Origin of the sequence: Actinomyces sp. 565 (genome assembly GCF_010365615.1) — a bacterium.
Classification (GTDB): domain Bacteria; phylum Actinomycetota; class Actinomycetes; order Actinomycetales; family Actinomycetaceae; genus Actinomyces.
This window is the reverse complement of the sequence record NZ_PIZD01000022.1, coordinates 135,449-151,421: the sequence shown is the minus strand read 5'-3', so window position 1 is coordinate 151,421 and position 15,973 is coordinate 135,449. Positions and strand designations below refer to the sequence as shown.

At 71.7% G+C, this 15,973-nt stretch carries 15 protein-coding genes and 1 tRNA gene; 11 read left to right on the top strand and 5 right to left on the bottom strand.

The window, feature by feature from the left end:
* Window positions 1–26: 26 nt before the first annotated feature.
* Complete coding sequence (locus GZ997_RS04705; protein ID WP_162679037.1) at window positions 27–1,391, bottom strand: MFS transporter; 1,365 nt, start codon at window positions 1,389–1,391, stop codon at window positions 27–29.
* A gap of 63 nt (window positions 1,392–1,454) precedes the next feature.
* Window positions 1,455–2,714 (bottom strand): hypothetical protein, encoded by a 1,260-nt coding sequence (locus GZ997_RS04700; RefSeq protein WP_162679036.1) that lies wholly within the window; start codon window positions 2,712–2,714, stop codon window positions 1,455–1,457.
* A gap of 163 nt (window positions 2,715–2,877) precedes the next feature.
* On the opposite strand from GZ997_RS04700, the gene GZ997_RS04695 reads away from it, so the two are divergent.
* The 10 genes from GZ997_RS04695 to GZ997_RS04650 all read left to right on the top strand — a co-directional run bounded on the left by GZ997_RS04695 (window position 2,878) and on the right by GZ997_RS04650 (window position 13,174).
* A complete protein-coding gene (locus GZ997_RS04695) occupies window positions 2,878–3,726 on the top strand; it encodes a protein phosphatase 2C domain-containing protein (RefSeq protein WP_162679035.1) in 849 nt (282 codons plus the stop codon).
* Window positions 3,723–4,829, top strand: a complete 1,107-nt coding sequence (locus GZ997_RS13020; protein WP_162679034.1) for an FHA domain-containing protein — start codon at window positions 3,723–3,725, stop codon at window positions 4,827–4,829. Before GZ997_RS04695 ends, GZ997_RS13020 begins: the two co-directional genes overlap by 4 nt.
* Window positions 4,830–5,042: 213 nt before the next feature.
* Complete coding sequence (locus GZ997_RS04685; protein ID WP_238994256.1) at window positions 5,043–5,882, top strand: hypothetical protein; 840 nt, start codon at window positions 5,043–5,045, stop codon at window positions 5,880–5,882.
* Window positions 5,879–6,880, top strand: coding sequence for an LmeA family phospholipid-binding protein (locus GZ997_RS04680; protein WP_162679033.1), 1,002 nt, complete (start codon window positions 5,879–5,881; stop codon window positions 6,878–6,880). The genes GZ997_RS04685 and GZ997_RS04680 overlap by 4 nt, the downstream gene beginning before the upstream one ends.
* A 372-nt stretch (window positions 6,881–7,252) precedes the next feature.
* Window positions 7,253–8,554 carry a MoxR family ATPase gene (locus GZ997_RS04675; protein WP_238994255.1) on the top strand — a complete coding sequence of 434 codons (1,302 nt, stop codon included), beginning with the start codon at window positions 7,253–7,255 and terminating at the stop codon, window positions 8,552–8,554.
* A gap of 14 nt (window positions 8,555–8,568) precedes the next feature.
* Window positions 8,569–9,567: a DUF58 domain-containing protein gene (locus GZ997_RS04670; protein WP_161924985.1), complete on the top strand. Its 999-nt coding sequence runs from the start codon at window positions 8,569–8,571 to the stop codon at window positions 9,565–9,567.
* A gap of 1 nt (window position 9,568) precedes the next feature.
* Window positions 9,569–10,090, top strand: coding sequence for an alpha-amylase (locus GZ997_RS04665; protein WP_161924984.1), 522 nt, complete (start codon window positions 9,569–9,571; stop codon window positions 10,088–10,090).
* Entirely contained in the window at window positions 10,090–11,136 is a 1,047-nt protein-coding gene (locus tag GZ997_RS04660; protein ID WP_343212273.1) for a VWA domain-containing protein, read from the top strand. The genes GZ997_RS04665 and GZ997_RS04660 overlap by 1 nt, the downstream gene beginning before the upstream one ends.
* Window positions 11,133–12,218: a VWA domain-containing protein gene (locus tag GZ997_RS04655; RefSeq protein WP_162679031.1), complete on the top strand. Its 1,086-nt coding sequence runs from the start codon at window positions 11,133–11,135 to the stop codon at window positions 12,216–12,218. Before GZ997_RS04660 ends, GZ997_RS04655 begins: the two co-directional genes overlap by 4 nt.
* Entirely contained in the window at window positions 12,215–13,174 is a 960-nt protein-coding gene (locus GZ997_RS04650; RefSeq protein ID WP_162679030.1) for a tetratricopeptide repeat protein, read from the top strand. Before GZ997_RS04655 ends, GZ997_RS04650 begins: the two co-directional genes overlap by 4 nt.
* A 61-nt stretch (window positions 13,175–13,235) precedes the next feature.
* Here the strand turns inward: GZ997_RS04650 and GZ997_RS04645 are convergent, their stop codons facing one another.
* Window positions 13,236–13,907, bottom strand: a complete 672-nt coding sequence (locus GZ997_RS04645; RefSeq protein WP_162679029.1) for a TetR/AcrR family transcriptional regulator — start codon at window positions 13,905–13,907, stop codon at window positions 13,236–13,238.
* Window positions 13,908–14,080: 173 nt separating this feature from the next.
* Window positions 14,081–14,761, bottom strand: coding sequence for an NUDIX domain-containing protein (locus GZ997_RS04640; RefSeq protein WP_162679028.1), 681 nt, complete (start codon window positions 14,759–14,761; stop codon window positions 14,081–14,083).
* A gap of 267 nt (window positions 14,762–15,028) precedes the next feature.
* Between GZ997_RS04640 and GZ997_RS04635 the strand changes: the two genes are divergently transcribed.
* Entirely contained in the window at window positions 15,029–15,850 is an 822-nt protein-coding gene (locus GZ997_RS04635) for a M50 family metallopeptidase (RefSeq protein ID WP_343212272.1), read from the top strand.
* Between the two features lie 32 nt (window positions 15,851–15,882).
* Here GZ997_RS04635 and GZ997_RS04630 read toward each other — a convergent pair.
* A tRNA-Gly gene (locus tag GZ997_RS04630) sits at window positions 15,883–15,956 on the bottom strand.
* Between the last annotated feature and the right edge of the window lie 17 nt (window positions 15,957–15,973).

Below are 15,973 nucleotides of genomic sequence, written 5' to 3'. Positions count from 1 at the left end.
GGGTGGGGGTGGCGCGGGTAATCCGCTTACGCCCCGCCGACGCCGACCGTATCCGTGCCGACTGGCTCCGCGCCGTCGTGCAGGCTGCGGTGGGGGCGGGCTTGCCGCAGCATGCGCAATCCGCACAGGCACATGCCGACGGCGAGCCAGCCCATGGCGGCAACCAGCAGGTAGCCGCCATGGCTGCCGGCTGCATCCACCGCGTACCCACCGAACATGGAGCCCAGTGAAATGCCGATGTTCATCGCGGTGCCGACCCACGCCAGCCCCTCGGTGAGCTGCGACGGCGCCACCGACACCTGGGTAATCGAGTTACCGGTGGTGACTGTTGGGGCGATCGCCATGCCGGTCAGTGCCATGAGCACCCCCAGCACCACCAGGTTGGGGGCGAGCACAAGGGTCGAGGCCCCCAGGGCCAGCGCCGTCGTGCCCAGCAGGAACTGCTGCCACAACGGCCGGTGCCAGGGGCGCGACCCGTAGACGAGCGCGGCCGTGAACGACCCTACGCCCCAAGCCGCCAGCACCGTCCCGGCGGCCGACTTCATGCCCAGCTCCGTGGCGAAGGCAACAGCGGCGACGTCGTTGGCGCCGAACATGGCACCGGACGCCAGGAACACGGCGATCACGGCCACGACGGCGCCGTGCCGCAGCACTGGCCGCGTCTGGGCGCGGCGCTGATCCCGCACCGGTGCAGCAGGCTCGCCCGGCTCCGTGGCGGGCTTGCGTCCGCCCGGCCGCGGTCCCGGCCGCTGGCTCGCTTCTGCAGCTGTGCTGGCTGGCACGCGCCGATGCGGCGTCGGCTCCGTGGCGCGCTGGCTGAAGAACCACAGGCCACCGCCCACTTGCAGCGCGACGGCGGCGATCCACCCACTAGTGGCCGGCAGCGGCGGGGAGGTGCACAGCACCGTGGCCAGCACCGGACCGATGATGAAGGCGACCTCGTCGAAGGCGGCCTCCAGGGAGAAGGCCGTGTGCACCTGCTCCGGGGTGTCCAGGATGTAAGTCCAGCGCGAGCGCACCAGGGAGCCGAAGGAGCCCGCCAGCAGCCCGGCCAGCGCCGAGAGCACAAGCAGCACCCCGAGCGGGGCGCGCAGCTGCGTGGCCGCTGCCAGCCCGATGAGCGCTGCGGCTGAGCCGAGCGTGGCCGGCAGCATGACGCGGGACTGCCCCTGGGCGTCGACGAGCCGGGCCAGTACGGGGGCGCCAACGGCCACGGCGACCACGTTCACGGCGGAGACCGTGCCCGCCGTCGAGTAGCTGCCGTAAAGCTCCTGGATCGCCAGGATTGTGGAGATGCCCACCATGGACATGGGGAAGCGGGCTATCAGGCCCGCGGCCGAGAAGCCGAGAGCACCGGGCCGGCGCAGGATGGTGGCGTAGCTGCTGGACATTCAGTTCTGCTGGTTACGGACGGGCCCACCGGGGCGGGCATGGGCGGTGCGGGCGCGCCGGGGTCAGCGGTTGGCGGCCTCGGAGTTGGAGCGTGAGAGCCGGAAGCCCTTGCCGGACACCTGGCTCCAGCACTCGATCCCGGACTCATTGGAGGTGCAGGCGAAGGAGTCGTTCTTCGCCGACGCGCCATAGTTCAGGGAGGCGCCGGCGGAGGAGAAGGCGAGTCCGCAGCTGCCCTGCGCCTCACCCTCGGTGGTCACGCTCACCGTGAAGGCCTGGTCACTGGAGTTGTTGCAGGAGGCGTCGGCGGGTACGAAGTCGTGCTCATCGACCGTGCAGGAGACCGCGTCCTCGCCCAGCACGCAACTGATGTTCCCCGACGGCGTGGTGAAGGCGCTCATCTCTAGCGCGCCGTCCGGCGCGGGGGCGACCAGGTTCTGGGTGGAGGTTGGGCTGGGGGTCGGCGACGGCGTCGGGCCGGCCTGCGCCGGCGCGGTCGCGGGCGCCTGCGTGGCCACGGCCTGGGCCGGTGCGGTAGCCGGGTCGGAGCTGCTGGCGCCGTGGTCAGAGCTCAGGTACCACACGATCAGGGCAACCACGAGCACGAGGGCGATGCCGCCCAGGATCCACAGCCAGAGGTTGCTGCGGCGGGGCTGCGCCTCGACCTCGGGGGTGCCGACGCCGAATACCCCCTGGCTGCCGGCGGCAGCCTGGGTGCCCGTGGCCTGGGGGCCGGCCTGCTGGTAGGCGCTCGGCTGCTGGTAGGCCGTCTGCTGCGGGGGCTGCTGGTAGGCCGTCTGCTGCGGCTGCTGGTAGCCGTAGGCGGCGGTGGGGGCGGTCGGACTGGCCGCTGCGGCCTGCCTGCCCTCCATGATCGGGCGCCGCTCGGGAGCGGCTGGGCGCGCCACCTCGGCCTGGGAGATGGCCTGCGTGGGCGCCACCGGATCGACGACCTGCCCCTGGCCGCCCAGGCCGCCGGTGGGCAGGGCCTGCGTCAGGCCCGCGGAGTCGTCTGCGGGCAGCTGACCGGTGGCTCCGCCCTGGGCTGGTGCCGAGTCGGCCGCGGCCGCCCGGGCGGCCGCCTGTGCCTGCTCCACGCTGATCGCCTGAGTTGCAGCCGCAGCGTTGCGGCGCGCCAGGGCGGCGTCGACGGCGGGGTCCCCCAAAGCGGCGAGCCACTCCAGCAGCGCCGGGTAGGTGCGGGGATTCTCCGCAATGTAGGGGCGTAGGCCGGGGTAGTTGTTCGCGAGCTCGTGCAGGGTCTTGAGTTCCGCATTGGGGTCACTCGCCCGTGCGACGAGATCGTCCTGAGGCTGAGGCATGCTGGATCCTTTGTAACTGCGTGGGCCCGGTCCGGGCGGGTTTTCGCGGACCGCCGGCGGGTACCGGCAGTTAAGAGCCTACCTGAGAGCACGCTGTAGTGGCCCGGCCGGTATCGTCGGAGCAACGAAAGCCCGTCCCGCCCCGCACCTTTAGGAGACGCCGATGCGTGAGGACACCGAACCGGCCGCAGGATCCGAGCCCGCTGGCCGGACCGGCCCCAGCGCTTCCACGACCCCCGCGCTCGTGGCACCGCAGTCGCCGGCGGAGCCGTCCCCGCAGGCGGCGACGGTGGCCGGCGCGGCGACCGACATCGGCCGCCTGCGCAGCGTCAATGAGGACGGCTACCTGGCGCTCGCCCCCGCCTTCATCGTGGTGGACGGGATGGGCGGTCACGCCTCCGGCCGCGCCGCCGCCCGGGCGGCGCTCAGTGCGCTGGTGCCATTGGCCGGCAGCCGGGTGATTGACCAGGCGCAGGTGGTCGACGCCGTCGTTGCGGCCGGCGAGGCGGTTTCGGCGATTCCCTCCCAGGCCGCCAACCCTCCCGGTGCCACCATCGCCGGAGCGGTGCTCGCCGACCTGCCGGAGGGCCGCACGTGGATCGTGTTCAACATTGGTGACTCGCGCGTCTACCTGCTGCGCGAGGACCTGCTGTCCCAGCTGTCCCACGACCACTCTCAGGTACAGGACCTGGTGGATGCCGGCCAGCTCACGCGCGCGCAGGCGCACCGGGATTCGCGGCGCAACGTGGTCACCCGGGCGCTGGGCGCCGGACTGGACCAGGCCGCCTACCCCGAGGTCCGCCTGGTGCCGGCGCGTCTGGGCGACCGCATCCTGGTGTGCTCGGACGGCCTGAGCGACGAATTGGATGACGGCGAGCTGGCCACTGTGCTCGGTTCTGGGCTGGGGCCGCAGCGCACCGCGGAGATGGCGGTTGCCGCCGCGCTTGAGGCCGGCGGGCATGACAACGTCACTGCGCTCGTGGTGGACCTGCCGGAGCGGGAGACGTCGTGACAGACGCCGTGAAAGACGCCCCGAGCGACACCCCGAGCGACACCGATACCGGGGCCCTGGATGCGGCGCGTCCCGGCGTGCCGGTCGGGGCTGGCGGGCTGACGGACGAGATCGTCAGTGGTCGGTTCGGCACAGCGGTCCTGCGGGCGCCGGTGCCCGCAGGTGTGCGTGAGCAGGTGCTCGCCGCCCTGGGCGGGACGGCGGCTGCTGTCGGCCCGGCCGTGGAGGAGCCCGGAGCCGCCTATGCCGCCACCGCCGACGAGCCGGACGACTCGGGCCGGGGCGAGCCGACCGCGGAGCGCCCCGACGGCACCGGCCTGGTTGAGACCGGGGTGTGGATTGATCCGGATTATGCGCCCGCGCCGCCCCAAACCGGCGTGTGGATGGATACCGCCGACGAGGCCCCTGAGGAGGCGCCTCCGCCCGCCGGGGCCGTGCCCGAGCCCGGCTCCGGTAGACGCCGCCGGACCGGTGGCTCCGGCGCGGGCGTGCCCGCCGGCGCGACTGCGGAGGCGCCCGCGGACGGTGGTGACGGCGCTGCAGGCCAGGGCGCAGGCGCCGTCGGCCCCGCAGCGGAGCAGCCGGACGCCGCCCAAAGCACCCTGGCGCTGCAGGATGCGGGGGGCGCCCCTGCGCCGGAGCCGCCGGTGCCACTGATTCCGGCGGCCATGTGCGCCGCCGGGCACCCCAACCCCCTGGACGCCGTCGCCTGCCAGGCGTGCGCGGCGCCGCTGACCGGCGAGGTCCGGCAGGTGCCGCGGCCCGTGCTGGCGGTGCTGACCTTCTCCACGGGGCAGACCGTGCCAGTGCGGGGAGACGTCGTCGTCGGGCGCGCGCCCAGGCCCCGCCCGGGCCAGGAGGCCGCTACCCAGCTGGTAACCGTGCCCAGCGCCGATCACTTCGTATCGCGCTCGCACCTGGAGATCACCGTGGCCGGGTGGAGCCTGCTCGCCCGCGACCTGGGCTCCGCCAACGGAACGGTTCTAGTGCGCCCGGGCGCGGCCCCGGTGCTCTTGGCCACAGCCCTGCCGACCCCGTTGCAAGTCGGGGACCTGCTCGACGTCGGCGACGGCGTTACCCTGCGTGTTGAGCCGCCGCTGTGAGCGCGCGAGCTGCGGCGGGGCACGCAGCCCGCCCGGGCGCCGGGACGGGAATCCGTTACGCTGCTGTTAGTCAGTCCGGTCGGCCGCTCCGGTCGGCCGGTCCAGCGGAGCATGCGGCGCAGCCGGGGGCAAGGGCCGTGGCGGTGCCGCAACGCCGCGGTGAGCAGCGCATTCAGAGTACATTCAGCTATCACGCGAGGAAGCGGGGACCCAATGAGTGACCTTACCTGGACCGACCTGCCGGAGGTCGACCCCGACCGCCCGGAGGAGCTGGTTGTCGACTTCTCCGGGGAGGTTTACCGCGTGGGGACGGAGGAGACCTTCGTCATCGGGCGCGGCGGAGACCTCGACATCGATGACAACCCCTACCTGCACCGCCGCTTCCTGGTGCTGCGCCACGACTCGGGCCTGTGGTGGATCGCCAACGAGGGCTCGCACCTGTCAGCCACACTCACCGACGGCGACGGACTGGTGCAGTCCCGGCTCGCCCCCGGCGCCAGCATGCCGCTGGTGTTCTCCCGCGTCATCCTGACCTTCTCCGCCGGGCCCACCACCTACGAGATCGACCTGATCACCGCAGAGGCGGGGCGCTTCACCGGCATTGACGGAACGCGCGAGTCGCGGGGGCAGACCACCATCGGCGCCACCCCCATGACTCGGTCGCAGCGGCTGCTGGTACTCGCCCTGGCGGAGCCGGTGCTTAAGCGCGCCGGTACCGGCTCCGCCGAGATCCCCTCCTCGGCCTCGGCGGCCGCCCGGCTGGGCTGGTCGCTGACTAAGTTCAACCGCAAGCTCGACAATGTATGCGAGAAACTCGATCGCGTGGGAGTGCGGGGCCTGCGCGGTGGGCGCGCCGGCGGCGTCGCCTCCAACCGCCGGGCCGCCCTGGTGGAGCATGCGGTGTCCACACTGATGGTTACGGCGGAGGACCTGCCGCTGTTGGATGAGGAGTACCAGGCGAATCAGGCGGCGCAGGCGGGCAGCGGATCCCGCGTGGATACCGCCCCGGTCCCACCGTCCCGCGGCGCCGCCCAGGCGGGGGAGGCGGAGTGACCGCTAACGCCGCGACTCCCGACCTGGCATCCACAGCCGGGCCGGATGACGCGCAGGGCGCCGCGGCCACCGCGGCTGGGCGGCAGGAGGGCGCGCGGTCTGAACTCCGGCGGCACGGTCGGCAGCGCTGGCGGCGGCGTGGGCTGGCGGCGCTGCTGGTGCTGGTGTGCGTGGCGGCCGGCGGTCTGGTCGGCGCGGAGCGTTATGCGCGCGGACAGGTCGAGCAGACCGTGCGCGCGGCCCTGCCGGGTCTTGCCGCCGATGCCAGCATCACCACGGACGGCATCGTGCTGCCGCAGTTGCTCCGGCACGAGCTGAAGACACTGAGCCTGAGGTCGGAGAGCCTGGTGATTGAAACCGGATCCGGCGGGGATGACGCCTCGGCCGACCCGACTGATGCGCCCACCGACGCCGGGGGGACGGGGGACGACCCGGCGGGGGCGGGCCTGGCTGCGGTGGCCAGCCTGGAGTTCACGAATGTGACCGCGAACCTCACGGAGGTCGGTACCCGTGACCCCTACCGGGCCGGCGAGGTCTACGCCTCCGCGGCGATTGGCTTCGACGAGTTGGAGCGGCTCGTGGCGGCGGCTGCGCCTGATGTGCCCGAGCTGACGATCACCCCTGACGTTTACGGTTCGACTACTGAGCCCGGGCGGGTTACTGCCCTCGCAACCGTGCTCGGAGTCGACGCGTCGCTGACGTTTGAGCCCGTGGTCACCGACGCGGGCGGGCTGAAGTTCTCGGTGGTCTCCTTGAATGTGTTCGGCGTGGATATCGACGTGGATGACCCGGCAGGCGGGGATGATACGGATGGCGCCGGCGGCATCAGCGCGTTGTCCCTGGGGACCGCGCTGGAGTACTTCGGCCTGGACAAACCGGAGATTGAGATCGGTCCCGAGGTGCTGCCGGAGGGACTGACACTGTCCCAGGCCTACGTTGCGCGTGACGGAGTGCGGCTGACGCTGTCCGGCTCTGACGTCAGCCTCGCCAGCTGGTAGCGGGGGGCGAGCCCGCGCGGGGGAGTGGATCTGTCATGGAATGCACCACTTTCGGGTGTGGTGCATCCTTGGGATCGGGGCGATCGGCGTGATTCTGCGCCTGGTTTCCCGGCTTGTGGGCCGAGGCGGCGTGAACGACGTGAATGTGGTGCATCCAGTGACACCGGGGCCGGTATCTGCGGATGGGGCGGGTTGGCGGGAGCGTGCGGGCCACGCGCTGCCCCGAAGGCGCGCCGGGTGGCGGTGGCGGGAAGTACTTCCCACCACAGTGCGATGAAACCTTCAGGGGGCTCGTGTAGCCTCCCCGAGACAATATGCTTGCCGCAGCGCCAGGCGCGAGGCGGGCGACGCGCGGAGAACCAGAGGAGTGCCATGACCATGCAGCCCGATCCGCCGGGAGCCGGTACCAGTAGCTCAGGTACGGGCTCCGCGTGGTCTGGCGCCAGTGTCGCCGGCGGGGCCGCCGGCGGCACGATCCCCCCTGCGGTCCCCCCGTCCGTACCCCCGTCTGTGCCCGCGGCACCCAGCCAGCCGAACCCGTCCGGATCGGGGCGCCGCTCTCGCCGTGCCGGAGGCGTCACGGGCGCGGCAGCCACCGCGGCCTCCGCGCCCGAGGGCGGATACCCCGGTACCCAGTCCCTGCCGTCCTCCGCCGAGCTTGAGCGTGAGGCCGAGCGGAACTCCCGCTCCAACGCCTCCCCGCGCGCCGACGTTGAACGCGCCGGGGAGCTGCTGGGCCGCGTCACCCAGATCTTCTCCCAGCGCGTGGTCGGCCAGGAGCAGCTGCGCCTGGCCCTGGTGTCAACCATGATCGCCGGCGGGCACATCCTGCTGGAGTCCGTGCCCGGGCTGGCCAAGACCACTGCCGCCCAGACGCTGGCCGCCGCGGTGTCCGGCACCTTCCACCGCATCCAGTGCACCCCCGACCTGATGCCCAACGACATCGTCGGCACCCAGGTGCTCAACTACGCCACCGGTGAGATGACCACCCAGCTCGGCCCGGTCCACGCCAATATCGTGCTGCTCGATGAGATCAACCGCTCCAGCGCCAAGACCCAGTCGGCCATGCTGGAGGCCATGCAGGAGCGGCAGACCTCCATCGGCGGCGTCGTCTACCCCCTGCCCCACCCCTTCATGGTGCTGGCCACTCAGAACCCGATCGAGGAGGAGGGCACCTACGTCCTGCCGGAGGCGCAGATGGACCGCTTCCTCATGAAGGAGGTGCTCACCTACCCCCGGCCGGCGGAGGAGGCCGACGTCCTGGACCGCATCTCCAACGGTGCCTTCGAGGAGCCCATCCACGCCCGGCCGATCTCCACCGATGCGGTTGAATGGCTGCAGGGCGCGGTCGAGCGCGTGTACGTCGACCCGGTCATCAAGCACTACATCGTGGCCCTGGTCAACACCTCCCGCGGCGGCGGCCCCCGGCCCGTGCCCGGGCTGGAGCGGCACGTGCGCGTGGGCGCCTCCCCGCGCGGGGGCATCGCCCTGATGAAGATCGCCCAGGCCGTTGCCCTGCAGGCCGGCCGCACCTACGTCACGCCCGACGACGTCCGCCTACTCCGCCACGCGGTTCTGCGCCACCGCCTGGTGCTGACCTATGACGCCCTGGCCGACGACATCGCGCCGGAGTCCATCATCGATGCGATCTTCGCCGCTGTCCCGACCCCCTGACCGGCTCCGCGACCATGACCAGCCCCGACCCCGCCTCCACGCAGGAGCCGACCGCCCCCGGCCGGCGCCGGTCCGGCCCTCGGGTGGCGCGCGTGCGCGGCCGCCTGTCACTGCCCACCCTGCGCCGCTCCACCAGCCTGCTTGACGGGCGCCACCGCTCCGTGTTCGTCGGTCACGGGCAGGACTTCGATGACCTGTCCGTCTACCGGCCCGGGGATGACGTCACCGACATCGACTGGAAGGCCTCCGCCCGCACCGGCCAGCCGGTGATCAAGCGCTACCAGCGCGAGTCGAACCTGCCGCTAGTGCTTGCCGTCGACACCAGCCGCACGATGGCCGCCCAGGCTCCCAGTGGCGAGGACAAGCGCGATCTTGCCCTTGCCGTCGCCGAGGTCTTCGCCTACCTGGCGCGCCTGCGGGGTGACACGGTGGCGCTGGTCGCCGCCGACGCCGCCCGCGTGATCACCCGCCCGGCGCGCTCAGGCGGTGAGCACGCCGAGATGATTCTGTCCCTGCTAGAGCACCAGTTCGAGTCCCTGACCCACGGCAATGCACTCGCGCCCGACGCCCCCGGTGCGGCCCTGTCCACCCTGCTTGAGCGGGTCGGAACCTGGCACCGTCGGCGCAGCCTGGTGGTTCTCATCACCGATACCTTCCACCCCGATGCCGAAACCGACCCGGCGGTGGTGGACCGGTTGCGCCGCCTGTCCGCTCAGCACGAGCTGATCGCGGTCCAGATCGCCGACGATACCCCGCTGGCTCCTGGCCGCGGCCGCACCCGAGATGTTGAGCTGGACGGTGAGATCCCCGCGTTCCTGCGTGAGGACGCCGCCCTGGCGGCCAAGCTCAGTGCCGCCGCCGACGCCCGGCGCGCCGCTGTGACCGCCCTGCTGGACGCCCGCCGCATTGAGCACACCGCCATCCGCTCCGACGCGTCCATGGTGGACTCCATCGCTGCCCTGCTGGCCCGCCAGCGGCTGGCATCGAGCCGCAGCCGCCGGGGGAGGCGCTGAGATGGTCGTCAACCCACCGGTACTGATGCCCCTGTGGATGCCACTGATCGGCGTGGTCGCCCTGATCGCGGCAGCCGCCTTCATCCTGCGCGCCTTCCTAGTCACCCGCCGCGACACGGCCCTGTCGGTCGGCGATATCCCCATGGCGGCCTCGGAACGCAGCCAGTGGGCCCGCCGGGTGGATGAGGCCGCCGCCCGCTATCAGCGCAACGAGCTGGACCTGCGCGGCCTGCACCTGGAACTGGCCGGCACGCTGCGGGGCTTTGCGACTGCCCGCAGCGGCGAGGACATTGTCTCCGCCACTGTCCTGGAGATCCTGGACATGGCGGACACCGCCGGCCCCCGCTCCATCACGGAGCGGCTGCGTCGGGTGCGCGCCAGCCGCCGTCCCCTGGACACCAACCCGCTCGGGCACGTGGGTGAGCTGCTGGCTGTGTGGGAGCAGCCCTCCTTCGACCGCGACCCCGACGCCGCCGCAGATGCCGCTATTGCGCGGGCCCGGGAGGTGGTCAACCGATGGTGATGCCCTGGCTCGTCTGGGTCGTCATCCTAACCGCCGTGGCCGTGGCAGCGGCGGCGGCCACGGGCGGCCTCGGGGACGGTTCCCGGCGCCGCCACGGGGAGGCGGCGCGCCGGGTGGCGAACTCCGCCTCCCTGCTGGGCAGTCCCATGCTGCGTGAGCGGCTGGCCCGGCGCCGTATGCTGCACGCGCTCCTGGGAGCGGCGCTCGTCGTCGCCCTGTGCGCGGCCGCCGCCATGGCCGGGCGCCCCATCGAGCGCACCGTGCGCAATGAGTCCCTGGCCAGCCGGGACATCGTGCTGTGCCTGGACGTCTCCACCTCCATGGTGACCACTGACTCCAAGATCCTGGATACCTTCGCCAAGCTGCTGGACACCTTCGAGGGCGAGCGGGTGGCGCTGGTCGCCTGGAACTCCACCGCGCAGACGATCGTGCCGCTGACCGACGACTACGAGCTGCTGCAGGATCAGTTCAACGAGATCGCCGACGTCCTCGACTTCCTGCCCTATCGGGGCAATCCCGCGCTGGAACGCTACTACCAGACCTTCTCCGGGACCCTCGCCGAGGAGGTCACCGGGTCCTCCCTGGCCGGGGACGGGCTCGCCTCCTGCACCCTCGCCTTTGACAATCCGGTAGCCGACCGCTCCCGCTCCATCATCCTGGCGACCGACAACCAGATACTCGACCCCTTCCACGAGCAGATCTACTCCGTGTCCCAGGCCGCCGACCTCGCCCAGGAGGAGTCCATCCGCCTGTTCTCCCTGTTCGGAGCGGACCCGGAGCTGGCCGACCCTGACGTCTCCGGCAAGGATGTGGATGCGGCCCGCGAGGACCTGCGCGAGATCACCACCGCCCACGACGGACTCTTTTACGAGGTGGACGACGCCGACACGGCCGGCCAGATCGTCCGGGAGCTGGAGGCCGATCAGGTGGACGAGCTCGATACCAACACCCAGGTGCGCGTGACGGATGTGCCCGAGCAGGCCGCTGCGGTTCTTGCCGTGTTCGTCCTGGGATTCCTGGCGGTATCCGCCTGGAGGCGCGCATGAGACTGGTGCCCCTGTTCGGCTGGCCGCTCACCCTGCTGGCTGCCGTTGCTGTGGCCGCAGTGCTGGCCGCCTCCGCACGTTGGCTGCTGCGCAGCGGTGCCGACCCTGGCGCGCGCTCGACCTGGTGGCGGCGGGTGGCGCTGGGCGCCGCCGTCGTACTGATCCTGGCGGGACCCAGTGTGCCGGTGACCGAGGCGGTGGCCGTCTCCAACGTTGAGGTCTACCTGGTGGTGGACCGCACCGGATCGATGGCGGCGGAGGACTGGGCGGGCGGGCCCGAGGCCGGGGGTGGCACCCGCCTGGACGGGGTGCGCGCCGACCTGACCACCATTCGTGACGCCTACCCCGATGCCCGCTTCAGCATCATCGCCCTGGACTCCACTGCCGCCCGGGAACTGCCCTTGACGAGTGACATTGACGCGGTCACCTCCTGGATCGGCTCCTTGCAGCAGGAGGTCACCAACCGCTCCGAGGGATCCTCCCTTGAGCGCGCGCTGCCGCTGCTGTCTCAGACCCTGACCGGCGCCGCCGAGTCCGCCCCCGAGAACGCCCGCCTGGTGTTCATCCTCTCCGACGGCGAGGCGACCGATGACGGCCGCGGCGCGGGCACGGCCGACGCCGCCGGGGTCAGCTGGCAGCAGTTGGGGGAAGTCGTGGACGGCGGCGCGGTGCTCGGCTACGGTACTGAGGGCGGTGGACGCATGCGCGCCTTCGGCGGTTCGGCCGACCCCGACGCCGACTACATCACCGATCCAAGCACCGGCGAGCCCGCGGTTTCCGTGCCTGACACCGCCGAGCTGCAGGCGGTGGCCGACGCCCTGGGCGTCACCTACCTCCAGCGCACGGGCACCGGTGACGACCCCGGTGAGGCCTTCACCGACCAGGACGTGGAGCAGGTGTTGTCGGACGGGCGGGAGCGCAAGCGCTACACCCACTACGTCATCTGGCCACTCGGGCTGGTAGCCGCCGTCCTACTGGTGTGGGAGGGAGTGGCGCTGATACGCGCCGACCGCGCCGTGCAAAGACTGACGCTCCCCGCCGTCGGTGGCCGCCCGGGGGCGCAGGCAGGAGGACCCCGATGACCTACTCCGGCGCAGCCGGTCCCCAAGACCCGCAGGCGGGCTCCGCCGGGCTTCCCGGCGAGAATGACGCCTACCGCCCCGGGGCCCGTAGTACTGCCGAAGCCCACGATTACGCCGTGCGTGCCGGCATAGCCGACACCAAAGGGCCCGAGGCGGAGTCGCCCCAGCACCGACGTGCCCGGCTGGCGCGTCGGCGGCGGCTGCTGGCCTGGCAGGGGGTGCCGGCTGTCGTCGTCGCAGTGATCGCGGTGTGGATGCTGGTGGTATCCGGTCTGACCTTCGCCGCCAACCATGCCGCCGTCTCCGGGAACTACGCCGCCGCGGTGGACCGCTACGGTGCGGTGGTGCGCCTGAACCCCTGGCTGGAGCAGTGGCGCGTCCACTACAACTTGGGTACCGCCCAGCTACTGGATGACCGGCTGGATGCCGCGGTGGGCGAGCTGGAGGAGGCGCTGGTGACCGCGCCCGCCGCCGGCACCGTGCAGGTGAAGGATGAAGCGGGGAACACGGTGACGGTCCTTGATCCGCAGGCGCCTGAGTGCCTGGTGCGCGTGAATCTTTACACCGCCCACGCATCCCTCGCGGACGTAGCCCAGGACGGGGGCGACTCGGCCACTGCGGAGGCACAGTGGGATGCGGCGATGCAAGCCGCGGGCCAGTGCGAAGTGCCGCCTCCGCCCGATCCTGCGTCCGAGCCGGACCCCAGCGCCCAGTCAGATCCCAGCTCCACGGCCACTGCGTCCGCGAGCGGCGAGTCGACGCCTTCGGGAGGCTCGACGGGTACTCCCACTCCCGAGCCGACCGGCACCGGGCAGTCCAGCCAGCAGGCCACGCCGCCGTCGAGCCCGTCGCCCACTCCCGGCGATTCTCGGCGCCGGGAACTGGAGGAGCGCAATGGAGAGGCCAACTCCACCGGTCACTCCGGCCTTAGCGGCGGTGACGGGCGGCGCTGGTAGTACGTCTTGTTTGCAGTGCGAGCAAGCGCAAGTACGGGCGGCAGTGGGTGGTTAGGGGCGGCTACCCTACGGCGCGAGCCGGGGGCGCCGTCGGCTCCGTCGCCTGCGTAGGCGGCACGTTGGGGATGGCATGGTCCGGTGCCGACGCCCCCACGGCGCGCAGTACGAACACGTCCAGGGACTCCAGGTAGGCGGCGCGGGCGTGCGGCTCGGCGGGCGCGGGCCGCCCCCCGAGCACGCAGGCGTGGATCAGTGGGATCAGCAGGGCCGGGTCCTGGCGGGGGATGGCGCCGGCGTCCATGGCGTCGGTGAGTATGCGGGTCAGCATTCGTGCCATGTGCCCGGCGTGGGCGTGCAGGCGGCCGGCGGTGTCACGGGAAACGGAGCTGGCCAGCGGGCCGCCGGAGGGGAAGTGGTAGTGGCGCTTGATGAGGGCCTGCTGGCGTACGTAGATGCGCAGGCGGTCGATGGGGTCGGCGACGTCTGCGAGGATGCGGGTCAGCTCCTTGGCGTAGCGGCCCGTCTCGTACTCCATGAAGGCCAGGAGGAGGTCTTCCTTGTCCGTGAAGTGGTTGTATACGGCGGTGCGGCCCACGCCCGCCCGGGCTGCGACGTCGGACAGGGTGATCTTGTCGAAGGGCCGTTGGGCGAGCAGGTCGGACAGGGCATCGAACAGGGCGCGGCGGGTGCGCTCGCGGTGCTCGGCGAGGGAACTACCCAAGATCTTCGGCATGAGGACACCCTAACCCTTAAGGTGACGGAGCGGCGAGAAGTGTCAGCAAGTGGACCCCCATACCGCCGAGGTCGGTAGTAGTTACGTGCCGAGATCGGTAGAAGTGGCTCGATGCCTGCGTCAGGCCGCTCCGGGAACAGCGAATTCGGGCGGAGCGTCCTGACACTGAGCAGTCAGCGCGTGTGCGCGAGTAGGCAGCGGATCGCCTCCAGGATCGGTCGGTCGGCGGGTAGCCAGGGCAGGGCTCCGACCTCGTCCAAGGGGACCCACCTCAGCGCGGCGTGCGCATCGCCGAGGTGGGGCGGTGTTCCGACGGGTTCGGCGAGCCACACGCGCATGCGGTAGCCGTGCATCGCCGGCCAGGCCGGGCGGTCGTCACCGGGGAAGGCGGCGACAGCGGCTTCGGCGCCGGTCTGTACGTGCCCGTTGGCAACGCGGTCGGAGCAGCGGTTGCCCCCGGGAGGAGCGCCCGGGGGCATTACTGCTCGCGTCGGCGGAACCGCCAGGTCGGGTGAGGGGAGCACCTCGGCGCCTAGGCGCACGCGCAGGTTGAGCTCCTCCGCCAGTTCCCGCATCAACGCGGCCGTCGGTGTTTCGCCCGGTTCGACCTTCCCACCGGGAAACTCGTACTGGCCGGCGTGCTCGGCCGGGTAGGAGCGGGCCGCGCACAGCAGCGTTCTTGGCGAAGCGTGCGTGGAGCTGAGGACAGGTGTTGCGGCTGACTGCGGGGCCGTTGCGGGTGAGAACGCGGTCGATGCGCGGTCTGCATCCGTCTTAGCCGCGTTCGGCAGTCGGTCCAGAACGGCGGCCGCCACCACCAGGCGGCCGGGGCGGGCGCGACGCGTTTCGAGCATGGACCGACCCTAGGCCACGCGCGCCTAGACCGGCCGGGTGCGCACAGCTGTCATGAAATGCACCACTTTCAACCCACCCGGCGGTTGGCCCATCTTCAAATCCGCGTAGTCATGCGGCCCGGCGATGTTACAGGGAGCGCTCCGGTCATAAAGTGGTGCATTCTGTGACAGTGTTCGCCCGATTAAGGGCAGGAGCACCGGTCCAGGCACCGGTCCAGGCTGCGCATCGACAACACCCGCACAGAAGTGCCTGGCAGACTGCGGCGGGTGATCGTGACTAGCGCGCCCACAATCAGTGCCGCCCTGCCCGCCGGGGTGCGTTCGACCTCCGGATGGGCGGCGGCGGACGTGCCGGTAGCAGCTGTGGCTCTCCCGGGAGCCGGCACGCTCTGGGAGGAGGTGCTTTCACGCATGGCCGCCTCCCCGGCGCCCGACCCGCGTCTGCTCTGGCCGGCTGCCGTAGTGCTGGTCCTGGCCTGGGCGCTGCCGGGAGTGCGGCGCTGGTGCCGCGCGTTGACAACGCTCGTACACGAGGCCGGACACGCCGCTATCGGCATGCTGGTTGGACGCCGCTTCCACGGCTTCGTCATCGCGGGCGACCTGTCCGGGCGGGCGGTCACCTCCGGCCGCAGCCGCGGGTCCGGCCGCTGCATCACGGCCTGGGCCGGCTACCCGATGCCGGCGGTCATCGGCGCGGGCGCAGTGCTCGCCGCCCTGTCAGGCTGGGCGGGCACGGTGCTGGCGGCGGCGCTGGTGGTGCTGGTCGCGCTGCTGGCGATGAGCCGGTCCGTGCGCACCGCAGCACTGGTGACGTTTAGCGCCGCGGCGGTGGCGGTCCTGTGGTGGTGGGGTGACACCGCCGCTGCCATGCCTGTGCGCGCAGGTGTGGTGGCCGGCGTTGGACTGCTGCTGCTCGCCGGGGCGTGGGAGTCTCTCGGTGCCGTCGCCCGCTCGCGAGACGGCGGTGCCGATCACCGTACGCTGGCCGCGCTGACCCCGTTACCTGCAGGATTCTGGTGGCTGACCTGGGTGCTGGTCGACGCCGGAGTCACTTGGCTGGTGGTGCGCGCCGTCGCCGGGCTGTGGTGAGGGACGCGGTTCAGGAATCCGCGGGCCATCGGTGGAGCGGGTGACGGGAATCGAACCCGCGCTGTCAGCTTGGGAAGCTGAAGTTCTACCATTGAACTACACCCGCGCGCCTCATATCTGGAT